Here is a 17843-nt window from a genome sequence, read left to right as displayed (position 1 = left end):
GTGGGGGGCGGTGCGCGGTTACGCGGTCTCGCCGGCGTCGGCGAGAAGCGTGCTGCCCGTCATGAAGGCCGAGAGGTCGCTCGCGCAGAACAACACCACCCGGGCGATGTCGTCGGGCACGCCGAGCCGGCCGAGCGGGCCCGGCTGCATCACGGACATGAAGGAGTCGGCGTCCACTCCGGCCGCGGCGGCCGCGGCCATGTTCCCCTCGGTCGGTACGAACGTCGGTGCGACGCCCAGCACGCGGATGCCCAACGGGGCGAACTCCAGAGCCAGTTGGCGGGTGAGGCCGCGTGCCGCGTGCTTGGAGCCGACGTACGCGGCGAGCCCGGGGGCCGTCCCGCGGAACCCGGCCGTGGAGACGACGTTGACGATGACGCCCCCGCGGCCGGCCTCGCTCATCCGGCGTGCGGCCTCCCGGGAGCCGAGGAAGACGCCGCGGGTGTTGACCGCGAACACCTCGTCGAAGGCCTTGGCGGACATCTCCAGCGCGGGCACGCTGGGGAAGATCCCGGCGTTGTTCACCCAGATGTCGATGCCGCCCAGCTCCCGGACCGCGAGGTCGGCGGCGGCCACCACGCTGTCGGGGTCGGTGACGTCCAGATGGGCGGCCAGGGCGCGGCCGGGACCACGGGCGCCGAGCTCCTCGGCGGCGGCGGTGGCGAGCTCGTCATGGATGTCCGCGACGAGCACATCGGCTCCCGCCTCGGCCAGCCGCTCGGCGACGGCCCGGCCTAGCCCCTGGCCCGCGCCGGTCACGACGGCGCGCCGCCCGGCCAGGGAGACGAGTTCGGTCAGGGACTTGGACGAGACCTCGGGTACGGATATCTGCACGGTGTGTCCCTCCGGTGGAAGTGCGGGTCAGATCCGGCCGCGGCGGGCGGTCTCGCCCAGCCAGTAGAGCGAGGGCTTGGGGCGGCGCTCGAACGTCTCGCGGTCGACCTCGACCAGACCGAAGGTCGGCGCCCAGTGGCCCCACTCGTAGTTGTCGAGCAGGCTCCAGTGCAGATAGCCGCGTACGTCCGCCCCGTCGGCGATCGCCTTGCCGAGGTGTTCCAGGGCCTCGCCCGTGTAGGCGATGCGTCGGGTGTCGTCGCCGGTGGCGATGCCGTTCTCGGTGATCAGGATCGGCAGGCCGCCGGTGACCTCGGCGGTGTGCCGTACCGCGATGCCCAGGGCGTCGGGCCGGTAGGCGGTGCCCACAAGCGTGTTGTCGGGGTGCTGCGGGTGGGGCTCGATGCCGTCCAGGTCGACCCACTGGCTGGAGTAGGACTGCACGCCCACGAAGTCGTCGCCGCGCGAGCCGGCCAGGTAGAGGTCCTCCCACACGTATTCGAGATCCCGCTTGTTGTTCTCCGCTCCGGGACGGGCCACGAAGGCGCGGTTGGCGACCGTCCAGCCGACCTTGGCGTCGGTCCGCTCGTGCAGCACCGTTCGCGCGGCCTGGTGTGCCTCGACGAGCCGCTGGCCGATCACCACGTCGGGGGCGGGCAGTTGCGGGCGCGGGCCCTCGTTGTCGAGGGTGGGACTCTGCCACTCCCCGGCGGCCTGCGGGTTCTGGAAGGCCCGGGCCATGCCGATCATGATGGCCAGCATGTTCGGCTCGTTCATGGTGACGACCCACTCGACGCCTTCGAGGATCGGCGCGACCGTCTCGACGTAGGTCCGGAACCGGTCCACCGCACGGTCGCCCAGCCAGCCGCCTTCCTCCGCGAACCAGAGTGGGCTGGTGAAGTGGTGCAGGGTGACGACCGGCGTCAGGCCGAGTTCGAGGGCTGTTTCGATCATGCGCCGGTAGTGGGCGAGTTCGGCGCGCGAGACCAGGCCGGGGATCGGCTCGATACGGGCCCATTCGATGCCGAAGCGGTAGGCGTTGAGCCCGGCGTCCGCGAGCAACTGCATGTCCTCGCGGTACCGGTGGTAGCTGTCGCAGGCGTCGCCGCTGCGCTCCATGCCCGGGACGCGTCCCTCGTTCGCCCAGAAGTCGCTGTTGAGGTTGTTGCCCTCGATCTGGTGCGGTGCGGTGGATGCGCCCCAGAGGAAACCGGGAGCGAGTTCGGTCATCGTCGACTGCCTTCCTGAGTGCCGATGGTGACGGGCCCGGCGATGCGCGGCCCGCCGGGGCGGTCCGACCTGCCTGAGCGGCCGGGAGCGCGAGTGCTGGACGTGGATCCGGACGGTGGCTGCGTCCGGACGCCAACTGTTACCATGTGGTTGGTTTTCGCTGGAACGTAAACCGGGATCGAGCGGCGGGGAAGATGGCCGGGTGATTTCGTAACCTGAGCGTTACATTCGGACGGGCTCTCTCGGCCCCCGAGTGCGTCGGCGGACCGTGATGAGAACCAGACTCCTGGATATTGAAAGCTGCCTCGCATCATGCGAGAGTTTCGCTCTCCTGGGAGAGATTGAAACTCTCGGGATGACGCGGTGGTGGCGGCGTCGGTGCGCCGTACGGCGGCAACCAGCGCACCTTTCCGGCTGCACACGAAGGCCCGTCGCGTTCACGCGCACCGACCGACCGCTCGCCGTCGAACACAGATCACGCCACACTCGCCCGAGAGATGGAGAGGCTCCTTGATGCGTCGACGAGCGATTCTGCTTGCTGTGCCGCTGATGCTTGCGGTCGGGTGCGGTGCGCCCGCCGGGACCAGAGCGGCGACGGACTCACACGTGACCACCGGAAAGGCGGTCGCCGCGCGGCTCGCCGGCTCGCCGGCCACCGCTGTGTCGACGAACCGCCTGGCTTCGGACAGTTCGGCTGCGCCGACCGGAACCATCATCATGGTCAAGCTCTACGTGGGCACCCTCGATGCCGGCGAAGCGTTCTACGGCCGGGTGTTCGGCGCGAAATTCGCCGTCGCCCAGGGAGAGACCGCGCATGTCGTGGTGTTTCCGAACGGAGGGCCCGGGCTCGTTCTCCTGAAGAGGGGCCCTCACGACTGGAAGAAGAAGGGGAGCTTCATCATCCAGGTCCCGGACCTGGACATCGCGAAGGCACGGGCGGTCGCGAACGGCGCCACGGTCCAGGGCGAGTTCGAAGGTGGCCCGGACGGCCAGTCCCGATCCGTCGATGTCCTCGATCCATGGGGCAACCAGGTCGAGATTCTGCAGACGGGCTGACTCCTGTGCCGGGGCGTGCGGCGGCACCGGCCCAGCCGTCGATGACGGCGAGCCGGCTCTCGCCGCTTCGCTCTGTGGGAAGTCGCCCGGAGCCGGGCGATCCGCGCCGAGTGCGGCGAGGTGGCGCTCCGCCGGACAGTGCTGTCCGGGACGATCATCGGCGCGATTCGCGGGGCCGCCAATCCTGAGTTGACGCGCTTGTACCGTCCCGCAGCGCCATGCCGATCCCGCGCCCGGCCGGATTCACGACCGTGGCCCCCGGCTCGGGTCCCGTGCCGGGGCGGGACCACGGAGGCAGGGAGAGGTCCGCTCCCGCGCCTGTCTCGGGGGCGGGCCTCTCCTCAACTGCCGGATCGGGGTGCCCCAGTGGCGCCGAAACGCCGCCGCCGAGCGCGGATTCGGCGGCGGTCGGCGCTGCCGTCGGAGAGGGGCCGGGCGTGTGCCCTGGGGCGGCCACGTGTGAGGTGCGTGGACCGGTTGGGTTGAGGCGGCGGCTCGGTCTTCGCGCTCTCCGGCGGGCCGAGTGGGCTCATCTCGGCCCGGGGTCGGACCACCTGTGCGCGGTGGACCTCGCCGCCGGCGCCCTGCCCCGGGAGGATGACCTGGGCCCGTTGCGGGACCAGTGCCCTGCCCGTGGAACGGCATGGCGTCCCTGGCTGCCCCGGGTCGGCAGCGCGACCGCCGCGGACACCGGGTGCGGCCGTGCGCCCTCACTGTTCAGCGGGCGTCCTCGGCGTCGTCCCGCTCGAACAGCAGCCGTACGAAGTCGGTGACCGGCCCCACGATGTCGAGGTCCTGATCGAGGATCCACTGCAACTGGAGCCCGTTGAGTACCGCTTGGAAGAGGACCGCGGCGTTCTCGGGGCCGACTCCTTCGCGGAGCCGTGCGCGGGCCTTCTCGTCGGGGAATCCGTCGGCGAACTGCGCGCGGCTGCGTTCGTAGCGCTCGACGAAGTAGGTGTGCGCGGGATGATCCGGTCGGGAGGCCGCCGCCGCGAGCTCGATCCACAGGCGCATCAGCTCAGGGGCCCTCTGGTGGTGACGGATCAGCCGGGTGAGGTAGGGCTCGAGCTGGTCGGGGCTGTCGACATCGTCCAGGCCCTGCTGCCACTCCTCCGAGTCGCGGTCGGCGAGCACCTCGGCGAGGAGTTCGTCCTTGTTGCGGAAGTGGTGCAGGAGCCCGGCGTGGGTGATGCCGGCCCGCTCGGCGATGTCGCGCAGGGAGGCCTTGGCGTAGCCGCGCTCGGCGAAGCTCTCGCGCGCCGCCCGTACGATCTCCTCCCGGCGGGCCGGTGTCTTGGCGTACGGTCCCCGCACCTTTGCCTGCCCCACAGTGGCGCTCCCTCTCCTCGGCGACCTGAAAACTTACCATACGGTCGGGATTTGATTGGCCGGTCGCCCGCCTTCAGGCGTCCGCGTCAGCCCCTTCGTGGTGCTGGAGGAACTGTTCCACGAACGCGAGGGCTTCAGCGTGCCGGGCGTTCATCCCCATGGTGTTCTCCATCATGATGATCCGGCCCAGCGCGTTCGTCAGCATGAGCAGCACGGCCGGGGACACCTCGGGCGGCAACTCCGTGCCCGTCTCCGTGAGTCGGCGCGTGAGGGCCTCCAGTTGTGCCTCGCGGTAGCGTTCGGCGAAGGCGGCGAGTTCGGCGCGAATCGCCTTGCGGTGATTGGCCAGCGCGGCGAACTCCGTGGTCAGCGCGTTGCCCGGGTGGCTGGCGATCTGCCAGAGAGTGCGCAGCGGCTGCGGGCCCTCCAGTAGTTGGGCCACCCGTTCCACTTCGTGGTCGCCCCTTCGTCGGAGCACGGCGAGGAAGAGGTCGTCGAGGGTGCGGAAGTAGTACAGGACCAGGGCCGGCGCCACCTCGGCCTCACGCGCCACCCGGCGGATGCCCACGGAGGCGTAGCCCTCCTCGAGCATCAGTCGCTCGGCGACGTCGAGCAGGAGCCGGCGTGTCTTGGAGTTCTCGGTGCCCATGCGGCGAGGCGCAGTCATGCCGCTCATTGTCCTTGACGGCCCGGGTCCGCGCTGTTAAACAGTTGTTCAGCGCTCGTGTTGAACACTTGTTTAGCGTGAACGGAGGGCCAGACGCATGGCTCGCTGTACGGGCACCCGCTCTCCGTGCGTGGAGGGCTCGCGGCTGCTGACCGGCACCGGCACACACATCGACGACGTCGTACGACCCGGCAGGCCGCACGCCTGCTTGGTGCGCCGTGCGGTCGCGTGGGCCCGGGCCGCTGGGACCGACGGGTCGGAGGCGCTCCAACTGGACGGCGTACAGGTGGTGTTGGTCGTCCTCGTCTTCGAACCGGGTGTACGTGAGCAGTGGTACGCGCTCAACGGACGCTACGCGCCGGACACACGTCGCCGACCCCTCGCCGGCGGTGCGGCGCGGTCGGTCGGCGACCAGGTGGCGACGGTCGTCCTCGACGGCTGCGGACGCCGGACGTCCGACGGACGACTTGGCGCCCCTCTTCGGCGGTGCCCCGCGCGAGGTGAGTGCGACCGCCCACCGGCAGGCTCACGGCCCCGTGCCGATGCGGGCGCGCGGGATCGGTGCCGAATGGCCCGCGCCCTCCTCGCTCCGGCCGTCACCGCACTTGTCGTGCCGTCCCTCTTCGCACTCCTCCTGTGCGCCGACCGGTGACTCGGCTCGGTGCTCCGTCACCACATCCTGATCCGCCCCCAGAAAAGAGGTAGTCATGCCCGGACGAGTCGAAGGCAAGGTCGCTTTCATCACCGGTGCCGCCCGCGGTCAGGGCCGCAGCCACGCCGTACGGCTGGCCGAGGAGGGCGCCGACATCATCGCGATCGACGTGTGCAAGCAGCTCGACGGCGTCACGTTCCCCATGTCCACGCCCGAGGACCTGGAGGAGACCGTCAACCAGGTGCAGAAACTCGGCCGGCGCATCCACGCCGTACAGGCGGACGTGCGCGACCACGACGCGCTCAAGGCGGCTGTGGACGACGGGGTCGCCGAGTTCGGCCGGCTGGACATCGTGGTGGCCAACGCGGGCCTCGGCAGCGACGGCGCCACGCTGGACGCCATGGAGGAGAGGACCTGGCGCGACATGATCGACGTCAACCTGACCGGCGTCTGGCTGTCCACCAAGGTCTCCACCCCGCACATCGTCGCGGGCGGCCGGGGCGGCTCGGTCGTCCTGACCAGCTCGGTGGGTGGCCTGAAGGCCTATCCGAACATCGGCCACTACATCGCCGCCAAACACGGCGTGGTGGGGCTGATGCGCACGCTGGCGGCGGAGTTGGGGCAGCACCGGATCCGTGTCAACAGTCTGCACCCCACCCAGGTGAACACCCCGATGGTGATGCACGAGGGCACCTACCGGATGTTCCGCCCCGACCTGGAGAACCCCACCGCCGACGACTTCGCGGCGGTCTCCCAGGGCATGCACATGCTCCCGACGCCCTGGGTGGAGGCGGTGGACATCAGCAACGCCGTCCTCTTCCTGGCCTCCGACGAGGCCCGTTTCGTCACCGGCGTCACCCTGCCGATCGACGCGGGCGCCCTGCTCAAGTGAGCCGCACAGCAAAGGAGTTGTGCCCATGACCACCACCGAGACGATCTACTGGGACCCCTATGACCCGGCCCTCGCCCGCGACCCCTACCCCCTCTACGCACGCATGCGCGAGGAGACGCCGCTCTACTACAACGACCAGCACAAGTTCTACGCCGTCAGCCGCCACGCCGACGTCCAGCGCGGCCTCGCGGACTGGCAGACCTACTCCTCGTCCCGCGGCGACATCCTCGAAATCATCCAGGCGGACATCGAACTCCCGCCCGGCACCCTCATCTTCGAGGATCCGCCCGTCCACGACATCCACCGCAAGCTCCTCGCCCGGGTCTTCACACCCCGCCGGATCGCCACCCTGGAGCCGCGTGTACGGGCCTACTGCCGACGCGCACTGGAGCCGGTGACCGGCGCCGAGCGGTTCGACCTCGTCGAGGCCGTCGGCGCCGAGATGCCGATGCGGGTGATCGGGATGCTCCTGGGCATCCCGGAGGCCGACCAGCCCGCCATCCGCGACCTCACCGACGAGACACTGGGCACCGAGGGCGGCGGAAAGATCAACCACGAGGACATCCTCAGTACGGACGCCTTCAAGGACTACATCGAGTGGCGCAAGCGGCACCCCTCCGACGACCTCATGACCGAGCTGATGACCGCCGAGTTCGAGGACGAGAACGGCGTCACGCGCACACTCACCGACGAGGAGGTCCTGACCTACTGCTCCGTGGTCGCCGGCGCCGGCAACGAGACCACGGGCCGCCTCATCGGCTGGTTCGGCGCGCTGATGGCCCGATACCCGCAAGCCCGCCGGGAGTTGGCGGCCGACCCCACCCTCATCCCCAACGCCATCGAGGAGATCCTGCGCTTCGAGCCGACCGGGCCGTTCACCGGCCGGTACGTCACCAAGGACGTGGAGCTGTACGACCGCACGGTGCCGGCCGGCAGCGCCATCCTCTTCATCCAGGCCGCCGCCAACCGCGACCCCCGCCGCTTCGACGACCCCGACCGCTTCGACATCCACCGCGTCACCCAGCACATGAGCTTCGGCGTCGGCGCCCACTACTGCCTGGGCGCGGCCCTGGCCCGGCTGGAGGGCCGGATCGCCGCGGAGGAGATCCTCGAGCGGTTCCCCGGCTGGGACGTCGACTGGGACCACGCCGAGCTGGCGCAGACCTCGACCGTGCGCGGCTGGAAGACCCTGCCGCTCGTCATCGAAGGAGCCCGATGACGACCGAGCGGTGGAACGTCACCGTCGACACACGGATGTGCGTCCGCACCGGGCTGTGCGCCGCCTCCGCGCCCGAGCACTTCGAACTCGACGAGAACGGCCAGGGACACGCGAGGTCCGCCACCCTTCCGGCATCCGAAGAGGTGCTGGAGGTGGCCGAGTCGTGCCCGATCGAGGCCATCGGTATCAGGGGCGCGGACACCGGTGAGCGGGTCTTCCCGCCGCCGGGCGCCTGAACATTTCTCCAACTGACTGACTGCTAAGGCAGTTGACTTCACGCCACGACGAAACTAGATTCCTGTTATGCGGAAATGACGTTCTCGAATCTGCGCAACACTGCTCTTCAAGGGGTCTGGTGTCGTGGTTCAACCGTCCGTGAAGGAACAGATCGTCCTGGCCGCCGAGCGGCTCTTCGCCGAGCACGGCCTCGACGGGGTGTCTCTGCGTCAGATCAGCGCGGCGGCCGGGAACGGCAACAACACGGCGGTGCAGTACCACTTCGGCACGAAGGAACACCTCGTCCAGGAGATCTTCGAGTACCGGCTGCCTGAGCTGAACGAACGACGCAGGCTGCTGGTCGCGCGTCGGCGCCCGGACGATCTCAGGACCTGGGTGGAGTGCCACCTCCTGCCCGTCCTGGAACAGGGCGAACAGGAGGGCAGCCACTACCTCAGCTTCGTCGCGATGCTCCAGCAGCACGGCCGCCGGGACGTCTTCGAACGCCTTTCGCCCGAACTGAGCAAGCCCACCAACGACTTCGTCGAGCGGATCGGCACCCTACTGCCGCACCTCCCCGAGCCGTTGCGCGGCCACCGCATCTCGCAGGCCCTGGCCTTCGGCGTGCATGCCGCCTCCGAACGTGAACGCACCCGGGCCCACGGCGGGCACGTGCTGTCCTTCGCCGTCCATGTCGGGGACCTGCTGGACGGCCTGGTCGGCTTCCTCCAGGCCCCGGTGTCCTCGACGACCTCGTCCGTGCTCGGCGATACCGAGAACGAGACCGGGACCGGGACCGGAGCGAGCGAACCGGTCCTGCCGCTTCATCCCTGAACAGCCGCCCTCCCACCCACGAGCGGAGGAACGACGTCGCGATGAGTATCGATCTGCACAACGCCGTGGCGGTGATCACCGGCGCCGGCAGCGGCATCGGCCGTGCCGCCGCCCACGCCTTCGCCCGGCGCGGCGCGCGTGTCGTGGTCACCGACCTCGTCGGCGAGCGGGCGCACACCGTGGCCGGTGAACTCGGCGACCGGGGCGCCGCCCTGGAGTGCGACGTGACCAGCCTCGACGACCTGCAAGCGGTGCGGAAACTGGCCCTCGACCGCTTCGGCCGCATCGACCTGGTCATGAACAACGTCGGCATCCTGGCCGTCGGCCCCGTCGAGGACATTCCCCTGGACGCGTGGCAACGCGTCGTGGACGTCAACCTGTTGGGCGTCGTCCGCAGCAACCTGGTTTTCCTGCCGCACCTGTTGGAGCAGGGGTCGGGCCATGTCGTCAACACCGCTTCCACGGCAGGCCTGTTGCCCTACGGATTCGACCGCCTGCCGTACACCGCGACCAAGCACGCCGTCGTCGGCCTGTCCGAGGCGCTCGCGCTCTACCTGCGCCCGCGCGGCATCGGCGTCTCCTGCCTGTGCCCGGCCGGCGTCGCCACCAACATCGTCGAGCAGATCAGTTTCTTCGGGAAACCGGCACCGCCCCGAGGCCCCGACTTCCCGGTCCTGGACGCCGATTCGGTCGGCGAACTCGTCGCCGAGGGCGTCACCCAGGACCGCTTCCTCATCCTCACCGCACCGCAGGCCGCCGACGAACTGCGCGAGCACGGTGCCGATGTCGACGCCTATCTGTCCCGTCTGACGAAGGATGCCCCATGAGCAGCACACTCGACCGGCTCCGCCTGGACGGCAAGGTCGCCGTCGTCACCGGGGGCGCCGGCGCCATCGGCCAGGTCTACGGCCGGGCACTCGCCGAGGCCGGCGCCGCCGTCGTCCTCGCGGACCTCAACGGCGAAGGAGCCGAGCAGGCCGCCAAGACACTGGCCGGCGACGGACTGCGCGCGCTCGGCGTGCAGGTCGACATCACCGACCGCGACTCCGCGGCCGACCTGGCAGCGAAGACCACCGACGCCTTCGGCGGCATCGACATCCTGGTGAACAACGCGGCCCTCATGGCCGAGATCCCCCAGGTCGACATCCTGGACCTGCCCACGGACTGGTTCGACCGCGTCATGCGCGTCAACGTCCTCGGCGCCGTCATCTGCGCGGGCGCGGTGAAGGCCTCCATGGTCGAGCGAGGCGGCGGACGCATCATCAACCAGGTCTCCGCAGGCGCCTTCATGGGCGGCGGCATCTACGGCGTCAGCAAACTGGCCCTGGTCAACATCACCGTCGGCCTCGCCCGCTCGCTCGGCCCGCTCGGCATCAACGTCAACGCCATCGCCCCCGGCCTGGTCGAGAACGAACCCGGCCTGCGCAGCCTGCCCGCCGACCACCCCGCACGCGCCGCCCTCACGGCCGCCATCCCGGGCAAGAAGTCCGCGCCCGCCGAAGACCTGCTCGGCACGCTGCTGCTGCTCGCCTCCCCGGCCGGCGAGTGGATCAACGGCCAGGCCATCAGCGTCGACGGCGGCTGGGTCACCCGGCTGTGACCGGCACCGTGACATCCACGACCCGGGTCGGCTTCATCGGGCTGGGCAGCCAGGGCGCGCCGATGGCCCGCCGCATCGCCGAGGAGTCGTTCCCCCTGACGCTGTGGGCGCGTCGCCGTACGTCCACGGACGCCTTCGCCGATACGGCCGCGACGGTGGCGGCGACACCGGCCGAGCTGGGGGCGGCGAGCGACATCGTGTGCCTGTGCGTCGTCGCGGACGCCGACGTCGAGGACGTCCTCCTGCGGCCCGACGGTGTCCTGACCGGCATGGCTCCCGGCGGGGTCGTCGTCCTCCACTCCACCATCCATCCCGACACCTGCCGACGCGTCGCCGACGAGGCCGCCAAGCGGGAGATCGCCGTGGTGGACGCTCCGGTCAGCGGCGGAGGCGGAGCGGCCGCGGAACGCAGGCTTCTGGTCATGTCCGGCGGACAGGAGGCGGACGTCGCCCGCTGCCGCCCGGTGTTCGACACGTTCGCCGACCCGGTCATCCACCTCGGACCGCTGGGCAGCGGCCAACTCGCCAAGCTGCTCAACAACTTCGTGTTCACCGCCCAGGTCGGTCTGGCGCTGGACACCTTCTCCCTCGCCGACGGACTCGGCATGGACCGCACCGCGGTCGCACAGGTGCTCGCGCACGGCACCGGCGGCAGCCGCGCCGCGGCTGTCCTCGCCGCTTCCGGCTTCAACACCGACGGGCTGCGCCGGGCCCTGCCGCTGCTGCGCAAGGACGTCGGCCTCCTGCTCGACGTCGCCGACACGGCCCGCGCTCCCCGGCCCCGGACGCTCGCGGACCTCACCACGCACACCCTGTCGACGCTGGACCGGAGTCCGGCGCCCTGACCACCGCCCCACCCGGACGACCCCAAGGCGGCACCGACATGACCACATCCCTGTCCCACGACCTCGGCACCACGGGCCCCCTCGTCGACGGCACCTGGCTCGACACCACCTCCGCCGGCCGCCAGGACCACATCAACCCCGCGACCGCCCGCGCCAACGGCACCGTCCTGCTCGCCGGACCGCAGGAGGTCGACGCGGCCGTCGCTTCCGCGAAGAACGCCTTCCCCGAGTGGCGGGCGATGTCCCCGGACCGGCGCCGCCGCATCCTCCAGCGCGTCGAGGATCTGATGCTGGAGCGCGTGCCGGAACTCGCCCGGCTCAACACCCTCGAACTCGGCGTCCCCGTCCGTATGTCGGCGGGGCTGGCCCACCTGTCCGCAGGCTGGTTCGGCTACTACGCCGGCTGGGCCGACAAGTTGGAGGGCGCCACCATCCCGGCCAGCCCGCGCATGGTGCAGGGTCTCGACTACACCGTCCCCGAGCCGTACGGCGTCATCGGGATCATCCTGACCTGGAACGGCCCGATCATGTCGGTAGGCATGAAGATCGCCCCCGCGCTCGCCGCCGGGAACTGCGTCGTCGTCAAGTCCCCCGACCTGGCCCCCTTCACCGTGGCCCGGTTCGCCGAGATCGCCCTGGAGGCCGGGCTGCCCCCGGGGGTGCTGCACGTCCTGCCCGGCGGCCCGGAGGCCGGCGAGCGGCTGGTCCGCCACCCCGACGTCGCGAAGATCTCCTTCACCGGCGGCATCCCGACCGCGAAGAAGATCCTCGACGCGGCCCGCCACACCCTCAAGCCCGTGCTGCTCGAACTCGGCGGCAAGACGGCCGACATCGTCTTCCCCGACGCCGACCTCGACGAGGCCGTCGCCGAGACCGTCCGCTCCTGCTACACCCTCTCCGGCCAGGGCTGCAACCTCACCACCCGCATGCTGGTCCACCGCGAGGTGTACGACCAGGTGGTCGCCGCCACCGCTGAGGCGGCCGGCGCCCTGCGCGTCGGAGACCCCTTCGACCAGTCGACCGCCCTCGGCCCGGTCGTCGGCAGGGCGGCCCACGAGCGCGTCCTCGGCATGATCGAACGCGCCGCCAAGGACAGCCGTGTGATCGCAGGCGGCCACGCCACCGACCCGTCCACGCTGCCCCCGGACAACCGCGACGGCTACTTCATCGACCCGACGGTCCTCGCCGACGTCGACCCGCACAGCGAGGTCGGACAGCACGAGGTCTTCGGCCCCGTGCTGTCCCTGATCCCCTTCGAGACCGAGGACGAGGCGGTCGAACTGGCCAACTCCACGCCCTATGGCCTCGGCACCGCCGTACACACCCGCGACGTGTCCCGCGTCCAGCGCATCGTGCCGCACCTCGAGTCGGGCACCGTCCTCGTCAACGGCGCATCGGGACAGCCGCCGGGCGCCCCCTTCGGCGGCTACAAGCAGAGCGGCTACGGGCGTGAAGGCGGCAAGGAGGGCCTCTACGAGTTTCTCCAGACCAAGAACGTCTTCATCCGCGCGTAAGGCGGCGGGCCATCCGGCCGCAGGAGGCCAGGATCGCCGACTCGTCGTTCCGGCAACGGCCTCTCAGCGACTCACTCGCCCCTCCTCGTTCCGCACAGCGTGCCGTGTCCCCGGGGAACAGCCCCGGACGGTCACCGAAGGCAGGACCCTGTCAGCCACATCCGGCCCGCCAGGGCCACCCCACAACCTACGGAGGCCTCATGGACGACACCCAGGCGGACCGCACCCTGGCAGAGGTCCTGCCCGCCCACGAACCACCCTCGGCTGCCACCCCGTTCGGCCGCGCCGCACGGGACTTCCTTTACGGCGAGGTCTGGTCACGCCCCGGTCTGAGCCGCCGGGACCGCCGCTGGGTCACCCTCACGTGCGTGGCCGCCGCCGACTCGCCCCAGCCCATCGAGGACCACGTCCACGCGGCACTCGCGAGCGGCGACATCGGCCTCGAGGCCATGCTGGAGTTCGTCCTGCACTTCGCGGTGTACTGCGGCTGGCCCAAGGCGTCCCACGTGGAGGGGGCCATCGCCCGGCAGTGGGACCGCATCCACCGCGAACGCGGCGAACAGACCCCTCCCTGGCCGCAGTTGAGCGACGACACCCTCGGTCCCGCAGCCTGGGACGAACGGCTCGCACGCGGCGTGGAGGAGTTCATCGACGTCAACCTCACGCCCGCACCGCCCCCGAACTCGCCGTACCGGCACGCCGGCATTCTCAACTTCGTGTTCGGGCACGTCTGGCAGCGCCCCGGGCTGACCAGGCGCGAGCGCCGGATCGTCACGGTCGCGAGTGTCGCCCTCGACGACTCGCCCGTCCCCCTCCAGACGCATGTCAGGGCCGCGCTCCACTCCGGGGACCTCGGCAAGGAGGAGATGGACGAGATCGTGCTGCAGTTCGCCGCGTACTACGGCTTCGCCAAGGGGGAGGCCCTCGCGGACGCGGTGGAGACGGCGTGGGCGGCCAAGGCCGAGGCCGACATGGCCCGGCAGACGCTCTGACCGGCTTCCGCGCCGTGAGCCGTCGCTCCAGACCATTGTGTTTTGTCCGAACCTGTTCGTAAGCTTTCCACATGGAAGGTATTGAAACGTTTCAATACCTTCGGGGGGAGGGACACCCCTGCTTCCAGCGCTGTGTGCTTACGAAGGGAATCTGAGCCGTGACCGAGGAGAACAGACGTGCGCTGAGCCGCCGACACATGCTCGGCATCATGACGGCCGCGGCGGCCGGGGCCTCGCTCCCGCTCGCCGCCGCGCCCAACGCCGAGGCGGCGAGCACGGCGGCAGCGCGCGGGCACCGTTCCGCACCGGCGGAGTTGCAGGTCAACTCGCGGGTCGCCCCCGTGGGAACGGAGACCCCACCGGCGTTCAGCTGGCTGCCTCCGGTGGCCGGGCAGACGGCGTACGAGATCCAGGTCGGTACCGGGCCGGGCAGGGCCGACGTCTGGCGCAGCGGCAAGGTGGCGAGTTCGAACAGCATCGAGGTGGCCTACCAGGGCGGGCCGCTGGACTCGGGGCGAGCCTACTTCTGGCGGGTGCGGGCCTGGGACGAGAAGGGCGCACCCGGCCCCTGGAGTGAGCCGGCGACCTGGGAGACCGGCCTGCTGAAGGGCGAGAAGGACTGGTCGGGTGCGCGATGGATCGGCGGACGCGAGACGCGGGACCACGACTGGAAGGACCTGACCGGAACCGTCGTCTTCCGCGGCGGCCCCGACCCCGCCGGCGGGCTGGCCCTGCTCCTGCGCGCCGAACCCATCGGCAAGACCTGGGGCGAGGGCCTCAACTGGACCGTCCGGCAGAGCGGCGACGACATGCAGCTGGTCATGAGGACCAGCCACTACGCCGGCAACACCTGGGTGGACGACGGCACTTCGGAGCCGGACTGGGGCGTCAACCACTACGACCCGCAGAGCGAGACCAACCCCACCACTGCGGGCACCCGCAGCGTCCCGGTCGGCACGGTCACCCTCCCCGCCTCCACCGGACTGACCAAGGACACCTGGGCCACGCGTGACCACACGGTGGTGGTCGCCGTGACCGGCCTCACCGTGACCACCACCGTCAACGGCGTCGAGGTCGACAGCCGCACCCTCACCGGCGACCAGATCCGCCGTCACGGCAGCTTCGGCTTCGCCGGCGGCACCAGCGCCACCGTCCGCAGCGTCGAGGTGACCGGTACCGGAGCCGCTGACTTCTCCGTCGACCTCACCACGGGCGCGAACCCGTTCGAGAACGGCATCGGCACTCTCGCCGGCCTCACCTTCCCCCCGAAGAACCCGTTCATCCCGTCCAAGAACAGCGTGCTGCCCATCGCCAACCCGGCACCTGTCCTGCGCCGAGCGTTCGCCCTTCCCAAGGGCCGCCGCATAGCCAAGGCCCGGCTGCACCTGAGTGCGGCGGGCAACGTCACGTTCACCGTCAACGGCGACCCGATCACCGTCGACGGCGAGCGGCCGACCACGGGCCGGACCAACGTGCCCAGACTGCTCACCGACCAGAGCACCTACGACCGCACGGTCCTCTACGACACCTTCGACGTGACCGAACTGCTCCACGCCGGACGGGAGAACGTCGTCGCCGCGGAACTCGGCCGCGGCTGGTACGGCGTGACCACGCCCCAGGAGTGGTACTGGCAGCTCGCCCCCTACGCCGGCCAGCCGCGCCTGCGCGCGAAGCTCGTCGTGACCTACACCGACGGTTCCGCCACCACACTGATCACGGACAAGGACTGGCTCGGCACGGACGGGCCCACGACATACGACTCCGTCTACTCGGGCGAGAAGTACGACGCCCGGCGTGCGGAGGAACTGGGGGAGTGGCGCTCGGCCGGCCACCGCACCGGCCGCGAGTGGCGCCCGGCCACCGTGCTGATCCCGCCAGGCAGTTGCTCGGGCCCTTCACCGAAGTACCACGGCGCGCTGCCCGCCACGACGATCCCCGACGGTTTCAGACCCGCCGTCATGAGGGCCCACGAGGCGGAGCCGGTGCTGGTCAGTCAGACGCTGCGCCCGCTCTCCCTCACCGAAACGGCCCCCGGATCGGGGACCTGGGTCCTGGACTACGGCCAGATCCTCACCGGCCTCGTCCGCGTCCAACTCACCGGCATACGCCCGGACAAGGAGGGCCTCACCCTGCGCATCCGCGGCGGCAACCGGATCAGCGCGGGCGACGGCACGGCCGCCTCCCCGCTGTCCGTCGAGGAGGAGAACTTCCAGCACGACGCCAACCTCCAGACGCACTACTACACCCTCGGCAAGCGGCCGACGCAGACCTGGGAGCAGCAGTTCAGCCACTTCGGCTTCCGCTACCTGGAAGTGATGAACCTGGAGGCGGTCCTCGGACGGGCCCCCGACCCGAAGCGGGACGCGGACCTGCTGACCGTAGGTGTTGCCCGCACCGGTTTCGCCCGCACCGGCACCTTCACCACGGACAACGCGCTGATCAACCGCCTCCAGCACAACCTGGAGTGGGCCGAGCAGAACAACCTCGTCCAGAAGCCCACCGACACCCCGTCCCGTGAGAAGAACGGCTGGACCGGCGACGCCATGGCCAGCTCCGAGTCCGAGTCGTTGACCTGGGACGTCAACGCCGTCCTCACCAACTACCTGCGCCACTTCCCCGACACCCAGATCTCCACCGGCCAGCTGCCCATGTTCGTCCCCATCGCCAAGGGCGGCTACGGCTACGACCGCACCCCCGGCTGGAACGCCACGTGGAAGGCGGTACCGGCCTGGGACTCGGCGTACTTCGTCATCCCGAGGGAGCTGTACACGTACTACGGCAACAGCAGCCTCTTCGCCGACCTCTACGACCACCAGGACACGCTCCTGACGTACTACGAGACGCTGTTCACCGCCGAGAACGACTACAAGTTCGAGGCCTCGCTGGGCGCTTACTCCGGCGCCGAGCCGTCCGGCAGCAACGCCGTCATCAGCCTCGCCTTCTACATCCACTTCTGCGACTACATGGACGAGGCGGGCCGCAGGTTGGGCCGCACCGAACGAGCCGCCCATTACGCGAAGTTGGCGCGCACGCTGCGCAAGGCGTTCATCGCGAACTACTGGGACGCCTCACTGGGTTACTTCACTCAGGGCAGCGTCTCCAGTGAGAACACACTCGCCATCGCCTTCGACCTGGTCCCCGGTTCGGACTTGAAGTCCGACGACCCCCGCTACCTGGCAGGGACGAAGACGCTCGCGGAGAACAAGAAGGCCCTCGCGAAGCTGTTGGCCGACCGGATCGTGGCAGCGGACCAGCACATCCAGAACGACATGTACGGCTCGCGCTACGAGTTCAACATCCTGAGCGAATACGGCTATACGGACGTGGCGTTGAAGGCGGTCACCCAGACCGGCCTGCCCGGCTACGTCTACCAGATCGCCAAGGGCGCCACCTCGCTGTGGGAACAGTGGACCGACCGGCTCTCGGTCGACCACCACTACCGCTCCAACGTGGCCACCTGGTTCTACCAGAGCCTGGCCGGCATCAGGCCGACCGCGAACGCCTACGAGTCGCTGCGCATCCGCCCGTACATCCCCACGGCCGCCGTCAACAGCCGGGTCCCGGAGAACACCGACGACACCGACCTGTCTCCCGCGACCCTCGACCACGTCAGTGCCTCGATCGACACCGTGCGCGGCACGGTGTCCTCGGAGTGGGGACGCCGCCCGGACGGCCGGATCGACCTCGCGGTGACCGTGCCGTACAACACCGAGGCCGAGATCTGGGTGCCCACACAGGGCAAGCCCGTCAGCGCGCCCCGGGGTGCCGCCTTCGTTCGTGACGACACCTCGGGCGGTGCGCCCTACAAGGTCTACCGGGCGCGTGCGGGCTCGTACCGCTTCAACGCGTGACCTGGCCGGTTCCCTTCTGCGTGAGTCGCGCGGAAGGGAACCGGCAGCCAGGGTGTTCACCGCGCTGTGCCGACCGCGGCCGACCAGGTATGCGGCGAGGGCGAGGAGT

16 protein-coding genes are annotated in these 17843 nt (G+C 70.2%); 12 read left to right on the top strand and 4 right to left on the bottom strand.

Annotated features, from left to right (window positions below; translation table 11 throughout):
- Nucleotides 1–18 precede the first annotated feature (18 nt).
- Nucleotides 19–834: an SDR family NAD(P)-dependent oxidoreductase gene (locus tag ACFXC1_RS34905; protein ID WP_381250587.1), complete on the bottom strand. Its 816-nt coding sequence runs from the start codon at nt 832–834 to the stop codon at nt 19–21.
- A gap of 27 nt (nt 835–861) precedes the next feature.
- The gene (locus tag ACFXC1_RS34900) at nt 862–2064 is read right to left on the bottom strand and encodes a glycoside hydrolase family 1 protein (protein ID WP_381250585.1); all 1203 of its coding nucleotides are present in this window, start codon (nt 2062–2064) and stop codon (nt 862–864) included.
- Nucleotides 2065–2670: 606 nt separating this feature from the next.
- Between ACFXC1_RS34900 and ACFXC1_RS34895 the strand changes: the two genes are divergently transcribed.
- Nucleotides 2671–3120, top strand: a complete 450-nt coding sequence (locus ACFXC1_RS34895; protein ID WP_381250583.1) for a VOC family protein — start codon at nt 2671–2673, stop codon at nt 3118–3120.
- A 717-nt stretch (nt 3121–3837) separates the two neighbouring features.
- Here the strand turns inward: ACFXC1_RS34895 and ACFXC1_RS34890 are convergent.
- Both ACFXC1_RS34890 and ACFXC1_RS34885 read right to left on the bottom strand, forming a co-directional pair.
- Complete coding sequence (locus ACFXC1_RS34890; protein WP_381250581.1) at nt 3838–4452, bottom strand: TetR/AcrR family transcriptional regulator; 615 nt, start codon at nt 4450–4452, stop codon at nt 3838–3840.
- A 73-nt stretch (nt 4453–4525) separates the two neighbouring features.
- On the bottom strand, nt 4526–5119 hold the full coding sequence (locus tag ACFXC1_RS34885; protein ID WP_381250579.1) for a TetR/AcrR family transcriptional regulator: 594 nt from the start codon (nt 5117–5119) through the stop codon (nt 4526–4528).
- Between the two features lie 97 nt (nt 5120–5216).
- Here ACFXC1_RS34885 and ACFXC1_RS34880 point away from each other — a divergent pair, with 97 nt between their 5' ends.
- From ACFXC1_RS34880 to ACFXC1_RS34830, 11 genes are all read left to right on the top strand, one after another.
- Nucleotides 5217–5771 carry a hypothetical protein gene (locus ACFXC1_RS34880; RefSeq protein ID WP_381250577.1) on the top strand — a complete coding sequence of 185 codons (555 nt, stop codon included), beginning with the start codon at nt 5217–5219 and terminating at the stop codon, nt 5769–5771.
- 55 nt (nt 5772–5826) lie between these two features.
- Nucleotides 5827–6663, top strand: coding sequence for a mycofactocin-coupled SDR family oxidoreductase (locus tag ACFXC1_RS34875; protein ID WP_381250575.1), 837 nt, complete (start codon nt 5827–5829; stop codon nt 6661–6663).
- 25 nt (nt 6664–6688) lie between these two features.
- Nucleotides 6689–7882 (top strand): cytochrome P450, encoded by a 1194-nt coding sequence (locus ACFXC1_RS34870; RefSeq protein WP_381250573.1) that lies wholly within the window; start codon nt 6689–6691, stop codon nt 7880–7882.
- Nucleotides 7879–8118: a ferredoxin gene (locus tag ACFXC1_RS34865; RefSeq protein WP_381250571.1), complete on the top strand. Its 240-nt coding sequence runs from the start codon at nt 7879–7881 to the stop codon at nt 8116–8118. Before ACFXC1_RS34870 ends, ACFXC1_RS34865 begins: the two co-directional genes overlap by 4 nt.
- Before the next feature lie 124 nt (nt 8119–8242).
- Nucleotides 8243–8932, top strand: coding sequence for a TetR/AcrR family transcriptional regulator (locus ACFXC1_RS34860; protein WP_381250569.1), 690 nt, complete (start codon nt 8243–8245; stop codon nt 8930–8932).
- 41 nt (nt 8933–8973) lie between these two features.
- Entirely contained in the window at nt 8974–9759 is a 786-nt protein-coding gene (locus tag ACFXC1_RS34855) for an SDR family oxidoreductase (protein WP_381250567.1), read from the top strand.
- A complete protein-coding gene (locus ACFXC1_RS34850) occupies nt 9756–10532 on the top strand; it encodes an SDR family oxidoreductase (RefSeq protein WP_381250565.1) in 777 nt (258 codons plus the stop codon). The genes ACFXC1_RS34855 and ACFXC1_RS34850 overlap by 4 nt, the downstream gene beginning before the upstream one ends.
- A complete protein-coding gene (locus ACFXC1_RS34845; RefSeq protein ID WP_381250563.1) occupies nt 10478–11377 on the top strand; it encodes an NAD(P)-dependent oxidoreductase in 900 nt (299 codons plus the stop codon). Before ACFXC1_RS34850 ends, ACFXC1_RS34845 begins: the two co-directional genes overlap by 55 nt.
- A gap of 38 nt (nt 11378–11415) precedes the next feature.
- Nucleotides 11416–12891 carry an aldehyde dehydrogenase family protein gene (locus tag ACFXC1_RS34840; protein ID WP_381250561.1) on the top strand — a complete coding sequence of 492 codons (1476 nt, stop codon included), beginning with the start codon at nt 11416–11418 and terminating at the stop codon, nt 12889–12891.
- Between the two features lie 200 nt (nt 12892–13091).
- Entirely contained in the window at nt 13092–13883 is a 792-nt protein-coding gene (locus tag ACFXC1_RS34835; protein WP_381250559.1) for a carboxymuconolactone decarboxylase family protein, read from the top strand.
- A 158-nt stretch (nt 13884–14041) separates the two neighbouring features.
- Nucleotides 14042–17734 carry a family 78 glycoside hydrolase catalytic domain gene (locus ACFXC1_RS34830; protein ID WP_381250557.1) on the top strand — a complete coding sequence of 1231 codons (3693 nt, stop codon included), beginning with the start codon at nt 14042–14044 and terminating at the stop codon, nt 17732–17734.
- Nucleotides 17735–17843: the final 109 nt, after the last annotated feature.

The sequence above is a fragment of the Streptomyces hokutonensis genome (genome assembly GCF_042751305.1).
In the GTDB taxonomy this organism is placed as follows: domain Bacteria; phylum Actinomycetota; class Actinomycetes; order Streptomycetales; family Streptomycetaceae; genus Streptomyces; species Streptomyces hokutonensis_A.
Note: the sequence above shows the minus strand (reverse complement) of the source record. Positions and strands in the feature narration are given on the sequence as shown.

Bases quoted from the DNA above. Each gene is read 5' to 3' on its own strand.
- ACFXC1_RS34865 (WP_381250571.1), top strand. From the start codon at position 7,879: ATGACGACCGAGCGGTGGAACGTCACCGTCGACACACGGATGTGCGTC.
- ACFXC1_RS34885 (WP_381250579.1), bottom strand. From the start codon at position 5,119: ATGACTGCGCCTCGCCGCATGGGCACCGAGAACTCCAAGACACGCCGG.
- ACFXC1_RS34855 (WP_381250567.1), top strand. From the start codon at position 8,974: ATGAGTATCGATCTGCACAACGCCGTGGCGGTGATCACCGGCGCCGGC.
- ACFXC1_RS34900 (WP_381250585.1), bottom strand. From the start codon at position 2,064: ATGACCGAACTCGCTCCCGGTTTCCTCTGGGGCGCATCCACCGCACCG.
- ACFXC1_RS34880 (WP_381250577.1), top strand. From the start codon at position 5,217: ATGGCTCGCTGTACGGGCACCCGCTCTCCGTGCGTGGAGGGCTCGCGG.
- ACFXC1_RS34840 (WP_381250561.1), top strand. From the start codon at position 11,416: ATGACCACATCCCTGTCCCACGACCTCGGCACCACGGGCCCCCTCGTC.
- ACFXC1_RS34870 (WP_381250573.1), top strand. From the start codon at position 6,689: ATGACCACCACCGAGACGATCTACTGGGACCCCTATGACCCGGCCCTC.
- ACFXC1_RS34835 (WP_381250559.1), top strand. From the start codon at position 13,092: ATGGACGACACCCAGGCGGACCGCACCCTGGCAGAGGTCCTGCCCGCC.
- ACFXC1_RS34850 (WP_381250565.1), top strand. From the start codon at position 9,756: ATGAGCAGCACACTCGACCGGCTCCGCCTGGACGGCAAGGTCGCCGTC.
- ACFXC1_RS34875 (WP_381250575.1), top strand. From the start codon at position 5,827: ATGCCCGGACGAGTCGAAGGCAAGGTCGCTTTCATCACCGGTGCCGCC.